The organism is Microbacterium sp. NPDC089190 (assembly GCF_040701795.1).
GTDB lineage: Bacteria > Actinomycetota > Actinomycetes > Actinomycetales > Microbacteriaceae > Microbacterium > Microbacterium galbum.
Genome location: NZ_JBFBHF010000003.1, coordinates 650,579 through 664,555, shown reverse-complemented (window position 1 = coordinate 664,555; position 13,977 = coordinate 650,579). Strand labels below are relative to the sequence as shown.

Sequence of the window (13,977 nt, the reverse complement as noted above, 5' to 3'; positions counted from 1 at the left end):
GACGAGCGCGCTCAGGCCGTCAGTGCGGCCAGCGCCATGCGCGTGAGCGTCGGGCGCACGCGCGATGCGGGCACGCCCCGCACGCTGTGCGGGGTCGAGTTGATGAGGCCGAAGCACGCGAGGGCGCGCACCCGACGTTCGGCGGGGGACTCGGCGTCCGGGGTCTGCGCGCGCCGGTCCCGCGCGTGCGGATCCGGGGACGCCAGCGCGTCGGTCCACACCTCGACGTACGCGTTCTGCAGGCGGCGCACCGCGCGGCGGTCGTCGGGCGCGAGGCGGTCGAGGTCGCGGTCCTGCACGCGGATGACGTCGGCCTCGGCGAGCGCGAACGCGACGTGGAAATCGACGAGGGCGGCGAGGGCCCCGGATGCCGGGCGGGCAGAACGGCGGGAGACGCCGGCGACACGCCGGTCGGCGGCGGGCGCGGGACGGTGCGCGGCCGCGACGGCGCGTCCGCCGGTGAGGAGGCGTTCGCTGACGTCGACGAGGATCGCGCCGAGCAGTGCCTGCTTGCTCGCGACGTGGCGGTAGACCGCGGGCCCGCTGACGCCGGCGGCCTCGCCGATGTCGCCGAGGGTCACCCCGTCGAATCCCCGCTCGGCGAACAACCGTGCGGCCGCGGCGAGCAGCGCCGCCCGGCGCTCGGCCTTGGCGCGGTCGCGCGCCGTGGACGGGGCCGTGGCGCGGGCTGCCGCCGGGGGAGTCGCCGTGTCGTCGGCGGCCGCGGCGCGGGAGGGGTCGAGAGGTCTTGTCATCGGCATCCGCTCGGGTTAGCCTGGGGACTCAGTTAGTCAACATTAACTGAAATCGACGGGGCTGTCGACGACGCGGCCACCGGAACGGAAAGCCGCCATGAGCACAGCACCGGACTCCTCCGCAGCGACCGCGACCGCGGAACCCGCACCCGCGGAGGTCGCAGCCGCACCGCCTGCGGTCGACGCACCTCGGCGCGCCGACCGCGGCGCCCGAGGCGCCGCCACCACGCAGCGCGATCTCGCCGCCGAGCTCCGCGCCACCCTCGCGCGCACCGCCCGCGGGGGATCCGAGGCCGCCCGGGAACGCCACTCGGCCCGCGGCAAGCTCCTCGCACGAGACCGCATCGACCGCCTGCTCGACGAAGGCAGCCCGTTCCTCGAGGTCGCCCCTCTCGCCGCCCACGGGCTCTACGACGGCGGCGCTCCGGCCGCGGGGGTCGTCGCCGGCATCGGTCTCGTGCACGGGCGCCACGTCATGGTGGTCGCCAACGACGCGACGGTGAAGGGCGGCGCCTACTTCCCCCTCACCGTGAAGAAGCACCTGCGCGCGCAGGAGATCGCGCTCGAGAACCGCCTGCCGTGCGTCTACCTCGTCGACTCGGGTGGCGCCTTCCTGCCGATGCAGGACGAGGTGTTCCCCGACCGCGAGCACTTCGGCCGCATCTTCCGCAACCAGGCGCAGTTGTCGGCGCGCGGTGTCCCGCAGATCGCCGCGGTCATGGGCTCGTGCACGGCGGGTGGGGCGTACGTGCCGGCGATGAGCGACGAGAGCGTGATCGTGCGGGGCCAGGGCACGGTCTTCCTCGGCGGACCGCCCCTGGTCAAAGCCGCGATCGGCGAGGACGTCACCGCCGAGCAGCTCGGCGGGGGCGATCTGCACGCGCGCCGCTCGGGCGTGGTCGACCACCTCGCCGACGACGACGAGCACGCGCTCGAGATCGTGCGCGACATCATCGCGACCCTGCCCCCCACCCCGCCTCCGGTGTGGGAGATCGACGCCCCGCGGGATCCGTCGCGCGCGCCGGAGGATCTCTACGACATCGTCCCGGTCGACGTCGCGCAGCCCGTCGACATGCGCGCGATCATCGACACCCTGGTCGACGCCGACTCCCTGCACGAGTTCAAGGCGCTGTACGGCGAGAGCGTCATCACGACCTTCGCCCGCCTGCACGGGCATCCGATCGGCATCATCGCGAACGACGGCGTGCTCTTCAGCGAGTCGGCCCTCAAGGCGGCGCACTTCATCGAACTCGCCGACCAACGCGGCATCCCCCTGCTGTTCCTCCAGAACATCACCGGGTTCATGGTGGGGCGGGATGCCGAGGCCGGAGGCATCGCGAAAGACGGCGCCAAGATGGTCACCGCCGTCGCCACCACGCGCGTGCCCAAGCTCACCGTCCTCGTCGGCGGGTCGTACGGAGCCGGTAACTACGCCATGTGCGGCCGCGCGTACGACCCGCGGTTCCTGTGGAGCTGGCCCGCGAGCCGGATCTCGGTCATGGGCGGAGCTCAAGCGGCATCCGTCCTCTCCACCGTCCAGCGCGACCAGCGCGCCGCACGAGGCATGGAGTGGACGGATGCCGAGCAGCGGGCGTTCGAAGACCCGATCCGCGCCCGCTACGACGAGCAGGGCGACCCGTACTACGCCACCGCGCGCCTCTGGGACGACGGCGTGATCGATCCCGTCGACACGCGCACGATGCTGGGGCTCGCTCTCGACGTCGTCAGCCGCGTCCCCCTGGCCGACCGGGGCTTCGGCCTCTTCCGGATGTGACCATGAGCATTCCTGCTTTCACCAGCCCCGATCTCCGCACCCCTGACGTCACCACCCCCCGGCCGGAGAATCCCCCTTTCTCCTCCGTCCTCGTCGCCAACCGCGGTGAGATCGCCCGCCGCGTGTTCCGCACGCTCCGACGCCTCGGCATCCGTTCCGTGGCGGTGTACACCGACGCGGATGCCGGTTCCCCCCACGTGCGAGAAGCCGACCGCGCGGTGCGGGTGCCGTCGTATCTCGACGTCGATGCCGTGGTCGACGCCGCCGTGTCCAGCGGAGCGGATGCCGTGCACCCCGGCTACGGCTTCCTCAGCGAGAACGCCGGCTTCGCCCGCGCGTGCGCCGCGGCCGGTGTCGTGTTCGTGGGCCCCGGTATCGAGGCGCTCGAAGTCATGGGCGACAAGATCCGCGCCAAGGAGCACGTCGCCGCGCACGGAGTGCCGATCGTGCCGGGATTCCCGGCGGCGGGGTTGAGCGACGACGAGATCGCCGCCGCGTCCGACCGCGCCGGGTTTCCGCTCCTCGTGAAGCCTTCCGCCGGCGGCGGCGGGAAGGGGATGACGGTCGCCACCGGCCCCGCCGACCTGGCCGATGCGCTCGCCACGGCCCGTCGGGTCGCCGCCGCCGCGTTCGGCGACGACACCCTGCTGCTCGAGCGGCTGCTGGAGCGCCCGCGGCACATCGAGGTGCAGGTGCTCGCCGACGCGCACGGCACGACGATCTCCCTCGGTGAACGCGAGTGCACCCTGCAGCGACGTCATCAGAAGGTCGTCGAGGAGGCGCCCTCACCCGTGGTGGACGCCGCGACGCGCACGCGCCTCGGAGAAGCCGCGGTGTCCGCCGCCCGCAGCGTCGGCTACCTGGGCGCCGGGACGGTCGAGTTCCTCGTCGCCGGCGACCGGATCGACGAGCCCTTCTTCATCGAGATGAACACGCGCCTCCAGGTGGAGCACCCCGTGACCGAGATGGTCACCGGGATCGACCTCGTCGAACAGCAGCTGCGCGTCGCCGCAGGCCACGCCCTCGACCTGCCTGAGATCCGACTCGACGGGCACGCGATCGAGGCGCGCGTGTACGCCGAGACCCCCGCGCGCGGATACCTCCCCGCCACCGGGACGGTGACCGCGTGGCATCCGGGACCCGCCCGCGTCGACAGCGCCGTCGAGACGGGGAGCGTGATCAGCTCTCTGTACGACCCCATGATCGCCAAGGTCATCGCCCACGGCCCCGACCGTGGGACCGCCCTGGCGCGCCTCGACGCCGCCCTCGCCGAGACCGTCGTGCTGGGCGTCGACACCAACATCGCCGACCTCCGCGCACTCCTGGCCGAACCGGCGGTGCGCGCCGGCGACCTCGACACGGGCGTGCTCGATCGCAGAGGCACGCCCGAGTCTCCGGAACCGTCACCGGCTGCGCTCGCCGCGGTCGCGCAGCGGGTCGTGGATGCCGCCGCTCCGGCCGAGGGCTCGGTCTGGGGCCGCGCCGGGGCGTGGCGCGCCGGGGGAGCGCAGGCGCATCGGACGGTATGGCTGCAGGATGACGCGGGGCGCGTGCACACGGCATCGCCCGCCGCCGGTGATGCGCGGGTCGTGGGCGGGCCGATCGAGTACTGGGCGCACGCCGAGGGCGCGGCCCATCGCCTGCGGGTCGTCTCGCGTCGGGACGCCGCCGCGCGCCGCCGCGCGAGCGCGGGACGCGCACCCGGCGCCGTCGATCCCGAGCTCGTCGCCCCGCTGCCCGGCACCGTCGTCGCGGTGCACGGCGCGGACGGAGACGCCGTCGAGGCCGGCGCCCGACTCGTCACCATCGAGGCCATGAAGATGGAGCACACCGTGACCGCACCCCACCCCGGGGTGCTGCGCCTGCACGTCACCCGCGGCACCCAGGTCGCCCGCGACGCGGTGGTCGCGACGGTGAGCCCGTCTCCGCAGGTCGTCGAGTCCGACATCCCCGCCTCCGAGGACCCTGATCCCGAGGTCCCTGAGCCTGTCGAAGGGACCGGTACCCCCTCGGCCTCGGGGCTGTCGACGGGCTCCGCCTCCTCCTCCGCCGCATCCCCGGCGTCCACCCCCATCCCATCCCACAAGGAGACCCACCCGTGAGCATCGACAGCCAGCAGGCCTTCACCGACGACGAGCGCGAGCTGAGCGCGATGGTGCGCGAGTTCGCCGACGAGGTGATCGCGCCGCGCTCGTACGAGGCCGATCGCGCGCACGAGCTTCCCCTCGACATCGTCGAGCAGATGGGCGAGCTCGGCCTGTTCGGCCTCCCGTTCCCCGAGGAGGTCGGCGGACAGGGCGGCGACTACGCGAGCCTCTGCGTCGCGATCGAGGGCGTCGCGCGCGTCGACCAGTCGATGGCGATCACGCTCGAGGCGGGCGTGGGCCTGGGTGCCATGCCGATCTACCGCTACGGCACCGCCGAGCAGAAGGCGCAGTACCTCCCCGACCTCGTCGCGGGGCGCGCGCTCGCCGGGTTCGGCCTGACCGAGGCCGAGGCGGGCAGTGACGCCGGCGCCACGCGCACCACCGCGCGTCTCGAGGGCGAGGAATGGGTGATCGACGGCTCGAAGCAGTTCATCACCAACTCCGGCACCGACATCACCCGCTTCGTCACGGTCACCGCGGTGACCGGTCGCACGGGCGATCGCCCCGAGATCTCGACGATCATCGTCCCGAACGGCACACCCGGCTTCACCGTGGGCCCCGCGTACGACAAGGTCGGCTGGAACGCCAGTGACACCCACCCCCTCACCTTCGACGGGGTGCGGGTCCCCGCCGCGAATCTGCTCGGTGAGCGCGGCCAGGGCTTCAAGAACTTCCTGCGCACGCTCGACGAGGGCCGGGTCGCGATCGCCGCCCTCGCCACGGGCGCGGCGGAGGGGTGCCTCGAAGCCGCCGTCGACTACGCCCGCAGCCGCACGGTCTTCGGCGAGCGCCTCTCGACGCGGCAGAGCATGCAGTTCCTGCTGGCGCGCATGCACGCGCGCGTGCACACGGCCCGCCTGGCGTGGGTGCATGCCGCCCGCCTGTGCGACGCCGGAAAGCCCTTCTCGGTGGACGCCGCCGTCGCCAAGATGACGGCGAGCGACGCCGCGATGGCCAACGCACGGGACGCGACGCAGGTGTTCGGCGGCAACGGTTTCATCAACGAGTACCCCGTCGCGCGGCACTACCGCGACTCGAAGATCCTCGAGATCGGCGAGGGCACCACCGAGGTGCAGCTCATGGTGATCTCGCGCGCGCTGGGACTCACCGGTACCGTGGCCGCATGATCGAGCAGCGGGGCCTGTATCTGGAGGAATTCGTCGTGGGGGAAAGGTACGCGCACCGACCCGGCCGGACGGTGACCGACGCCGACAACGTCCTCTTCACCACCCTCACGATGAACCCGCAGGCGCTGCACCTCGACGCCGCCTACGCCTCGTCGCAGCCCTTCGGACGGCCGCTCGTGAACTCGATGTGGACCCTGTCGACGCTCGTCGGGCTGTCGGTCGGGCAGCTCACGCAGGGAACGCTCGTCGCGCAGCTCGGTCTCACCGATGTGAGCTTCCCCGCTCCGCTGTTCGTCGGCGACACCCTCACGGCAGAGACCGAGATCGTCTCGGTGCGGCCGTCGGCATCCCGCCCGGGTCAGGGGGTCGTCGTCATGGCGCACACCGGTCGCTCGCAGAACGACGAGGTCGTGGCGACCGCGACGCGCACGGTGCTGGTGTGGGCGCAGGAGGCGGCGGCATGAGCGGCGTGCGCCCCGACTCACGCGCGGCGACGCGACCTTTCGCCCTGGGGCCCGCTCTGCTGTTCGTACCCGGCGACCGCCCCGAGCGGCTGACCAAGGCCCTCGACCGAGCGGATGCCGCGATCCTCGACCTCGAGGACGCCGTCGCCCCGGACGCCAAGCCCGCCGCTCGCGAGGCGATGATCGCCGCCGATCCCGACCCCGACCTCGTCATCGTGCGGGTCAACGGCCCCGAGACGCCGGAGTTCGCGCGCGATCTCGCCGCTCTCGCGCAGACGCGCGTGCGCACCGTGATGGTCGCCAAAGCCGAGGACCCGGCATCCCTCGCCCCCCTCGAGGGCTACGACGTCGTCGCCCTGTGCGAGACCGCGCGCGGGGTCGTGCACGCGGAGCAGCTCGCCGCCGTCCCGCAGGTCGTCGCGCTCATGTGGGGCGCCGAAGACCTCGTCGCGAGCCTCGGCGGCACCTCGAGCCGATTCGCCGACGCCACCTACCGCGACGTCGCGCGCCTCGCCCGCGCCCGGGTCCTGCTCGCCGCGGGAGCTGCCGGCAAACGTGCGATCGACGCGGTGCACGTCGACATCGGCGACCTCGAGGGTCTCTCCGCCGAAGCTCAGGATGCCGCGGCCTCGGGGTTCGCGGCCACCGCGTGCATCCACCCGGGCCAGGTCGAGACCATCCGTGCGGCGTACGCGCCGACGCCGGAGCAGCTGCGCTGGGCGCACGGCGTGCTCGCGGAGGCCGAGGGCGGCGCGTTCCGCTTCGAGGGGCGCATGATCGACGAACCGATCCTCCGCCACGCGCGCGCGCTGGTCGCGCGGGCGGGCTGAGCGACCTTCGGCGGGGAGGTGGCTGGGCCTGTCGAAGCCCGCGGTCCCCTGGGCGGGCTCTGAGACCTGCGGTCGCGCGTCAGACGGCTGAGCGTGTCGAAGCCACCGGGGTGTGCGGATCCCGGTCGCCGCCCCCGTGATGCGGTCCGGCCTAGCCCGCGACGCCCGCGTACGCGAGCATCTCCCACGCGTCGCCGTCGAGGCGGAACGTCGTCGCCGAGCAGTTCGGCAACCGCTCGCCCTCGCGGGGGAACTGCCCGTCGGTGGCGTGCATGATGACCTCGCGGATCAGCGCGCCGTGCGCGACGGCGATCACGTCGACGTCGGCGGGGGTGGATGCCACCACCTCGGCGATCGCGGCGAGGGCGCGCTCGCGCACGACCGGCCAGGCTTCTGCGCCGGGCACGTCGGCGGCGTGCCACGGTCCGTAGGTGTCGTAGAAGGTGGGGGCGTCCATCCCCTCGGCCTCGCCGTAGGAGCGCTCCTGAAGTCCCGGCATCCGTCGGCTCACCGTGGTGCCCAGGGCGGCGGCGATGACGTCGGCCGTCTCGGCGGCGCGCGACAGGTCGCTCGAGACGACGACGACGTCGCGTCCGGCGTACTCGGCGGCGAGCGTCTCGGCGATGCCCTGCGCCTGGATGCGACCTGTGTCGTTCAGGGGGATGTCGGTCGAGCCCTGGATGCGGCCCCCGTAGTTCCAGGCCGTCTCACCGTGTCGCACAAGAGTCAGGATCGTCACCGTCCGAGCCTAACCGTCGGCACGCGGTGAGGGTTCCAGGAGTCCGGTGGCGACGGGCGGGTCCGCGGCGCGTCGGCGTCAGAGCAGGCCCGGCAGCCGTGCGGCGAACGCCTGGAGCACCTCGGTCGTGCTGCCGTCGATCTTCACGCTCGCGCGCTGATCGGCCCGCGTCTCGCCGCGGTTGACGATGACCACCGGCAGGCGCTTGCGGCGCGCCCGCTCCACGAGCCGGATGCCGGAGTTCACCACGAGCGATGACCCGGCCACCACGAGGGCGTCGCTGGTGTGCACGAGCTGCTCGGCCTCGCGGAACCTCTCGACCGGGATGTACTCGCCGAAGAAGACGACGTCGGGTTTGAGCGTGCCGCCGCACACGGAGCAGACGGGGACGACGAACCCGTCGGCGGACGCCGGCGTCACGTCGCCGTCGGGTCCGAGCTCGACGTTCTCGGGGAGGGTGATCCACGGGTTGTCGGCTTCGACGCGCTCGGCGAGATCGCGGCGGTCGAACACCTGCCCGCAGTGCAGGCACCCCACCCGGCGCATGGTCCCGTGCAGCTCGACGACCCGGCCGCTGCCCGCCCGCACGTGCAGACCGTCGACGTTCTGCGTCACGACGCCGTTGGCCACCCCTGCAGCCTCGAGCGCCGCGAGGGCCCGGTGACCGCCGTTGGGCTCGGCCGCCGCGAACACCTTCCACCCGAGATGGCTACCGACCCAGTAGCGCCGGCGCGCCTCGGCGCTCGCGAGGAACTGCTGCGCCGTCATCGGCGTGCGCGTGGGGGCGCCCTTACCTCGGTAGTCGGGGATGCCCGAGTCGGTGGAGACCCCGGCGCCGGTCAACACGGCCACCCGGCGGCCGGCGAGCACCTCGACAGCCCGATCGATGGATGCCGAGAACCCGGCATCCTCCGTCGTGTCGGTCATGCGCACCTCCGTCGAGTCGAGTCTATGGCGGGGCGCCGACACCGGCTCACGCGCTCGTGATCCCCGCCGAGCTCGGCCGGCGCCGCGGCCTCGCGTTCCCGAGCCACCGACGGAGCGACCGCGGGTGCCGCGTTTCTCGCGCGCTCGGGGATCGGACCCCGACAGGAGGAGAAGGGGGCGGTGCTGGCACGATGGGACGATGCCCGTCATCCCGCTCGACTCCGCCGACGACCCGCGTCTCGCCGACTACCGCGACCTCACCGACGTGTCGCTGCGCCGCGTGAGCGAGCCCGAGGGTGGCCTGTACATCGCGGAATCGTCCAAGGTGCTCGACCGGGCCCTCCGCGCCGGACACCGTCCGCGCTCGGTCCTCGTGCAGGAGAAGTTCCTCTCCGACGCCCTCGCCCTGGTGGGGGAAGATGCCGAGGTCTACGTCGTCCCCTCCGAGATCGCCGAGCAGGTCACCGGGTACACCGTGCACCGCGGGCTGCTGGCCTCCATGCATCGGCCTCCGCTGGCATCCGTGGCCGACGTGGTGAAGGACGCGCGGCTCGTCGTCGTGCTCGAGGACATCGTCGACCACACCAACATCGGGGCGGCGTTCCGGTCGGCCGCCGCACTCGGGGCGGATGCCGTGCTCGTCACGCCGCGATGCGCGGACCCGCTGTACCGGCGCAGCGTCCGCGTGAGCATGGGCACGGTCTTCCAGGTGCCGTGGACGCGGCTCCCCGAGTGGACGGAGGCCACCCCCCTCCTGCACGACGCCGGCTTCCACCTGGCCGCCCTCGCGCTGTCGGACGACGCGGTGACGCTCGACGCGTTCTCGGCCGCGGGGCACGAGCGCGTCGCCCTGCTGCTCGGCGCCGAGGGCGATGGACTGAGCCGCAGCGCGCTCGCCGCCGCCGACACGGTCGTGACGATCCCGATGGCCGGGGGAGTGGACTCGTTGAACGTCGCCGCCGCCAGCGCCGTCGCGCTGTGGGAGCTGGGGCGCGGGCACCGCGGCTGAGACCGAAGACCGCCCGTCGGCTCAGCCGGTCGGGTCGTCGAACCGTCCCACGCGCATGCGGCGCTCCGAGACGGCGGCGGCGCTGACGCGTTGATCCGGGTCGCCCTCGAGCGCGGCGAGCATCTCGTCGGGCAGGTCGTGCTCACCCACCAGGAACCACCGCTCGACGACGCTTCCCTCGGATGCCACGCGGCGGTCTCGCGCCTCGTCGCGCGGCAGGCCCTCGGACGGAGAGTCATCGCGCTCGATCGCGAGGTGCAGGTGGGGCGGGAGCGTGCCAGGCCCGGCGGTCATGGCGGGCGCGGTGAACAGCTGCACGACGACGTCCTGCCCACGCCAGAGGAGCCAGTCGACCGGCTCGTCGTCCCACCACGGGTCGTCGGCGCTCCAGCCCGACCAGTCCGGACCCTCGGTGTCGAAGACCCAGCGGTGCGGTTCGGCGTGCAGCGTCGCGACGATCGAGAGCGCGTCGCGGCGCACGTCGAGCAGGTCTCCGTCGCGGAACACCGACACGTTCGGCGGCCAGGCCGACGACACGACGTCCCACCCGTCGGCGCTGAAGCGACCGCTTTCGACGTCGGGAGCCCACCCGGCGTCTGCGAGCGTGTCGGCGAGGGCGTCGGCGTCGCGCAGGAGCGTGTCGGCGTCTGCTGCTCTCAGCAGCGCGGTGACCGCGTCGGGAAGAGTGCGCACGGCGTCAGACCTGCGTCTCGCGCGGGCCCGCGGCATCCGGCCCCGGGGCGAGGGTGACCACGGGGAGCGGCTCCGGACGTTTGGGCAGGATGTGATCGCCCGATGACTGGTGACGTAGCCGTCGCAGGACCCAGGGCACGAGGTACTCGCGCGCCCACACGAAGTCCTTCTCGCGAGCGGCGCGCCAGGTCATGATCGCCTGGGTCTCGGCCTGCAGCGGCTCGAGGTCGTTGGGGACGTTCAGCGCGCGCAGCACCATGCGAGCGACCTCGTGGTGACCGAGGGCGTTGTAGTGCAGACGGTCGTCGTCGAAGAAGCGCATGTCCTGCACCTCTTTGAGCCCCCACTGGTCGGCGACGACGCAGTCGTACCGATCGGCGATCGAGCGGATGTTCTCGTTGTAGATCGCGACCTTGCCCCGGATGCCGCGGAACACCGGGGTGAACTCGGTGTCGATCGCCGTGAACACCACGACCGTCGCCCCACCGCTGCGCAGGCGCGCCACGGCGTCCTCGAGCTGGCGCGAGACCGCGTCGGGGTCGCTGCCCGGGCGGATCACGTCGTTGCCGCCCGCCGAGATCGTGATGAGGTCGGGCTGGAGCGCCAGGGCGGGCTCGATCTGGTCGGCCACGATCTGCGCGATGAGCTTGCCGCGCACGGCGAGGTTGGCGTAGGCGAAGTCGTCGACCTGCGCGCCGAGCACCTCGGCGACGCGATCGGCCCATCCGCGGTGGCCGCCGTCGGGCAACGGGTCGCCGATGCCCTCGGTGAACGAGTCACCCAGGGCGACGAAGCGGCGCCACGGATGCGGGCCGGCGTTGTCGGGCGTAGGCGAGGTGCGGGGCGAGTGCGGATCGAGTGTCATCGAAACCTCCGTCCTCCACGGTACCCCCGGCCTCCGACACAGCAAGGAGGGATGCCGGCGACGCGCGCTCCACCGGCCGGAACATCCCACCGGGCCGACGGCAGCCGCGCGCCGGTGGGGCGGGAAGGCGCGCGCGCCCGGAGCGCGAGGGCGCGCGCCGGGGGGACGCCGTGGTCGCCGCCACGGCCGCTCGCGACGGGCCCCACCGCGACTCCGATGAACGCGATTCGTGCGCATAAACGCTGCGTCGACGCGTTTCTGCGCACGGATCGCGTTTATGGCCGGTGGTGGGACGGATCCGTTCTCGGCCCGGGCATGTCGTGCGCCGAGGTCGCCTATCGTTGATGTTCGCGCTCGCGAGGGATGGAGGTTCGATGCTGGAAGAAGAAGCCCGCACCCCGAACCTCTCCCACGCGGATGCCACGACCCCGGCACCGCGCATCGCGAGTCCCGGTCCCGTGGCGGGTCGCGGCCCGGTCGCGAGTCCCGGTCCCGTGGCGAGCCCCGGTCCCGTGGCGAGTCCCGGTCCCGTGGCGAGTCCCGGCCCGGTCGCGAGTCCCGGTCCCGCCGCGCACGCCCCCGCCGTCGCCGCGCACGCGCCCGCTGTCGAGACCCCCGACGCCGCCTCCACGGCATCCGCCCCGATCGAACCCTCGCACGCCACCGCGCCCGTCGCGGACGACCCCGCTCCGGGGGCGACGCCCGACCCGGCGTTCGACGGAGCCGTCGACGGCACGGAGCCCCACTTCGGCTCCTTCGCCGCCGAGCACCTCTCGCCGTCGTTCCCGCAGCGTGCGCCGTGGGGGACCGCCCAGCGTCTGCGCGCCTGGCAGGCCGAGGCGCTCGACCTCTACTTCGGCCTCGACGGACCCGACGGCGAGGGCAAGGGCCCCCGCGACTTCCTGGCCGCGGCCACCCCCGGCGCCGGCAAGACGACCTTCGCCCTGCGTCTCGCGTCCGAGCTCATGCGGCGGCGCGTCGTCGACCGCATCGTCGTCGTCGCCCCCACCGAGCACCTCAAGACCCAGTGGGCCGAGGCGGCCGCGCGGGTCGGCATCCGTCTCGATCCGTACTTCTCGAACCGGCACGCCACGCCCTCGCGGCAGTACCACGGCGTCGCGGTCACGTACGCCCAGGTGGCGGTCAAGGCCGAGGTGCACCAGCGCCTGACGATGGATGCCAGAACCCTCGTCATCCTCGACGAGGTGCACCACGGTGGTGACGCGCTGAGCTGGGGCGACGCCCTGCGCGAGGCGTACAACCGCGCCACCCGGCGCCTGCTGCTGTCGGGAACGCCGTTCCGCAGCGACACCGCGCCCATCCCGTTCGTGGAGTACCACCCCAACGCCAAGGGCATCCGTCTCTCGCGCACCGACTACGCCTACGGCTACAAGCGCGCCCTCGAGGACGGCGTCGTCCGGCCGGTCTTCTTCCTCGTCTATGCCGGGCAGATGCGCTGGCGCACCAAGGCGGGTGAGGAGATGGAGGCCCAGCTCGGCCAGGACAACACCAAGGACATCACCTCGCAGGCCTGGCGCACCGCGCTCGACCCCAACGGCGACTGGATCCCCGCGGTCCTGCGCTCCGCCGATCGTCGCCTCACCGAGGTGCGCGAGACGGTCCCGGATGCCGGGGGCCTGGTCATCGCGACCGACCAGACCGCCGCGCGCGCCTACGCCGCCATCCTCGAAGACATCAGCGGCGAGAAGGTCACCGTCGTCCTCTCCGACGAGGCGGAGGCCTCGGGCCGCATCGAGACGTTCTCGAAGGGCACGAGCCGGTGGATGGTCGCCGTCCGTATGGTGTCGGAGGGCGTCGACGTTCCGCGCCTCGCCGTCGGCGTCTACGCCACGAGCGCCTCGACGCCGCTCTTCTTCGCGCAGGCCATCGGCCGTTTCGTCCGCGCCCGCCGCCGGGGTGAGACGGCGAGCGTGTTCCTCCCGAACGTCCCGCAGCTGCTCGCGCTCGCCGGTGAGATGGAGGCGCAGCGCGAGCACGCCCTCGACCGCGACAGCGACGCGGACGACCAGTGGAACGCCGAAGAAGACATGATGGATGCCGCCGAGCGCGAGGACAAAGCCTCCGACGCGCTCGAGCAGGAGTTCGAGTACCAGGCCCTGGGCTCCCTCGCGCACTTCGATCGCGTGATGTTCGACGGGCAGGAGTTCGGTCAGCTGGCCGTGCCCGGGACGATCGAGGAGGAGGAGTTCCTCGGCATCCCCGGGCTCCTCGAACCCGAGCAGGTGCACGAGGTGCTGATGTCGCGCGCCACGCGTCAGTCGCGCCACCGCTCCACACGCGAGGCGCACGAGAAGGAGAACGGCGTCGAGCCGCCGTCGGTCGACGAGGGGGGTCTTCCCGGTCCCCTGCACCGCACGCTCAAGGAGCAGCGCCAGCTGCTGAACACGATGGTCGGGCTCTACGCCCGTCAGACCGGGGAGCCGCACGGACTCGTGCACGCCGAGCTCCGGCGCCTGTGCGGCGGACCCGCCGTCTCGCACGCCACGGTGGCGCAGCTGCAGGCGCGCATCGACCTGCTGCGCAAGCGCGTGCGCTCCTGACCACCGGATGCCGCGCCGCGGCGCGCGCCGGATCCGCCCCCTCTCGTGGGCACGAGACAGCACCCCGCCGACGTCTCGGCGACATC

The 13,977-nt window shown here is 73.0% G+C and carries 12 protein-coding genes; 7 read left to right on the top strand and 5 right to left on the bottom strand.

The genetic code is table 11. The features are described from left to right. Positions 1-11: 11 nt before the first annotated feature. Entirely contained in the window at positions 12-755 is a 744-nt protein-coding gene (locus tag AB0230_RS13135) for a TetR/AcrR family transcriptional regulator (RefSeq protein ID WP_366376163.1), read from the bottom strand. A gap of 97 nt (positions 756-852) precedes the next feature. Here AB0230_RS13135 and AB0230_RS13130 point away from each other — a divergent pair, with 97 nt between their 5' ends. Genes AB0230_RS13130 through AB0230_RS13110 form a run of 5 tightly spaced genes read left to right on the top strand, consistent with a single transcriptional unit; the run spans position 853 to position 7,097 of the window. Next, positions 853-2,529, top strand: a complete 1,677-nt coding sequence (locus AB0230_RS13130) for a carboxyl transferase domain-containing protein (protein WP_366376161.1) — start codon at positions 853-855, stop codon at positions 2,527-2,529. A 2-nt stretch (positions 2,530-2,531) separates the two neighbouring features. Further along, a complete protein-coding gene (locus AB0230_RS13125; RefSeq protein ID WP_366376159.1) occupies positions 2,532-4,631 on the top strand; it encodes a biotin carboxylase N-terminal domain-containing protein in 2,100 nt (699 codons plus the stop codon). Continuing rightward, positions 4,628-5,803 (top strand): acyl-CoA dehydrogenase family protein, encoded by a 1,176-nt coding sequence (locus AB0230_RS13120; protein WP_363391374.1) that lies wholly within the window; start codon positions 4,628-4,630, stop codon positions 5,801-5,803. Before AB0230_RS13125 ends, AB0230_RS13120 begins: the two co-directional genes overlap by 4 nt. Next, entirely contained in the window at positions 5,800-6,267 is a 468-nt protein-coding gene (locus tag AB0230_RS13115) for a MaoC family dehydratase (RefSeq protein ID WP_363391377.1), read from the top strand. The genes AB0230_RS13120 and AB0230_RS13115 overlap by 4 nt, the downstream gene beginning before the upstream one ends. Beyond that, a complete protein-coding gene (locus tag AB0230_RS13110; RefSeq protein ID WP_366376157.1) occupies positions 6,264-7,097 on the top strand; it encodes a CoA ester lyase in 834 nt (277 codons plus the stop codon). Before AB0230_RS13115 ends, AB0230_RS13110 begins: the two co-directional genes overlap by 4 nt. 151 nt (positions 7,098-7,248) lie before the next feature. Here AB0230_RS13110 and AB0230_RS13105 read toward each other — a convergent pair whose 3' ends face one another. After that, positions 7,249-7,836, bottom strand: coding sequence for a histidine phosphatase family protein (locus AB0230_RS13105; RefSeq protein WP_315995819.1), 588 nt, complete (start codon positions 7,834-7,836; stop codon positions 7,249-7,251). 78 nt (positions 7,837-7,914) lie between these two features. After that, positions 7,915-8,763 carry a Sir2 family NAD-dependent protein deacetylase gene (locus tag AB0230_RS13100; RefSeq protein WP_315995818.1) on the bottom strand — a complete coding sequence of 283 codons (849 nt, stop codon included), beginning with the start codon at positions 8,761-8,763 and terminating at the stop codon, positions 7,915-7,917. Positions 8,764-8,962: 199 nt separating this feature from the next. On the opposite strand from AB0230_RS13100, the gene AB0230_RS13095 reads away from it, so the two are divergent. Then, complete coding sequence (locus AB0230_RS13095) at positions 8,963-9,772, top strand: RNA methyltransferase (protein ID WP_315995817.1); 810 nt, start codon at positions 8,963-8,965, stop codon at positions 9,770-9,772. Between the two features lie 21 nt (positions 9,773-9,793). Here the strand turns inward: AB0230_RS13095 and AB0230_RS13090 are convergent, their stop codons facing one another. Together AB0230_RS13090 and AB0230_RS13085 are read right to left on the bottom strand one after the other, a co-directional pair. Next, positions 9,794-10,465, bottom strand: a complete 672-nt coding sequence (locus tag AB0230_RS13090; RefSeq protein WP_366376154.1) for a hypothetical protein — start codon at positions 10,463-10,465, stop codon at positions 9,794-9,796. A gap of 4 nt (positions 10,466-10,469) precedes the next feature. Continuing rightward, complete coding sequence (locus AB0230_RS13085) at positions 10,470-11,330, bottom strand: SGNH/GDSL hydrolase family protein (RefSeq protein WP_366376152.1); 861 nt, start codon at positions 11,328-11,330, stop codon at positions 10,470-10,472. 374 nt (positions 11,331-11,704) lie between these two features. Here AB0230_RS13085 and AB0230_RS13080 point away from each other — a divergent pair, with 374 nt between their 5' ends. Further along, entirely contained in the window at positions 11,705-13,891 is a 2,187-nt protein-coding gene (locus tag AB0230_RS13080; RefSeq protein WP_366376151.1) for a DEAD/DEAH box helicase family protein, read from the top strand. Positions 13,892-13,977 lie beyond the last annotated feature (86 nt).

What these genes read in the sequence shown, in the direction of transcription:
- AB0230_RS13135 (WP_366376163.1), bottom strand. Translation starts at nt 755, where the DNA reads ATGACAAGACCTCTCGACCCCTCCCGCGCCGCGGCCGCCGACGACACG.
- AB0230_RS13130 (WP_366376161.1), top strand. Translation starts at nt 853, where the DNA reads ATGAGCACAGCACCGGACTCCTCCGCAGCGACCGCGACCGCGGAACCC.
- AB0230_RS13125 (WP_366376159.1), top strand. Translation starts at nt 2,532, where the DNA reads ATGAGCATTCCTGCTTTCACCAGCCCCGATCTCCGCACCCCTGACGTC.
- AB0230_RS13115 (WP_363391377.1), top strand. Translation starts at nt 5,800, where the DNA reads ATGATCGAGCAGCGGGGCCTGTATCTGGAGGAATTCGTCGTGGGGGAA.
- AB0230_RS13110 (WP_366376157.1), top strand. Translation starts at nt 6,264, where the DNA reads ATGAGCGGCGTGCGCCCCGACTCACGCGCGGCGACGCGACCTTTCGCC.
- AB0230_RS13100 (WP_315995818.1), bottom strand. Translation starts at nt 8,763, where the DNA reads ATGACCGACACGACGGAGGATGCCGGGTTCTCGGCATCCATCGATCGG.
- AB0230_RS13095 (WP_315995817.1), top strand. Translation starts at nt 8,963, where the DNA reads ATGCCCGTCATCCCGCTCGACTCCGCCGACGACCCGCGTCTCGCCGAC.
- AB0230_RS13085 (WP_366376152.1), bottom strand. Translation starts at nt 11,330, where the DNA reads ATGACACTCGATCCGCACTCGCCCCGCACCTCGCCTACGCCCGACAAC.
- AB0230_RS13080 (WP_366376151.1), top strand. Translation starts at nt 11,705, where the DNA reads ATGCTGGAAGAAGAAGCCCGCACCCCGAACCTCTCCCACGCGGATGCC.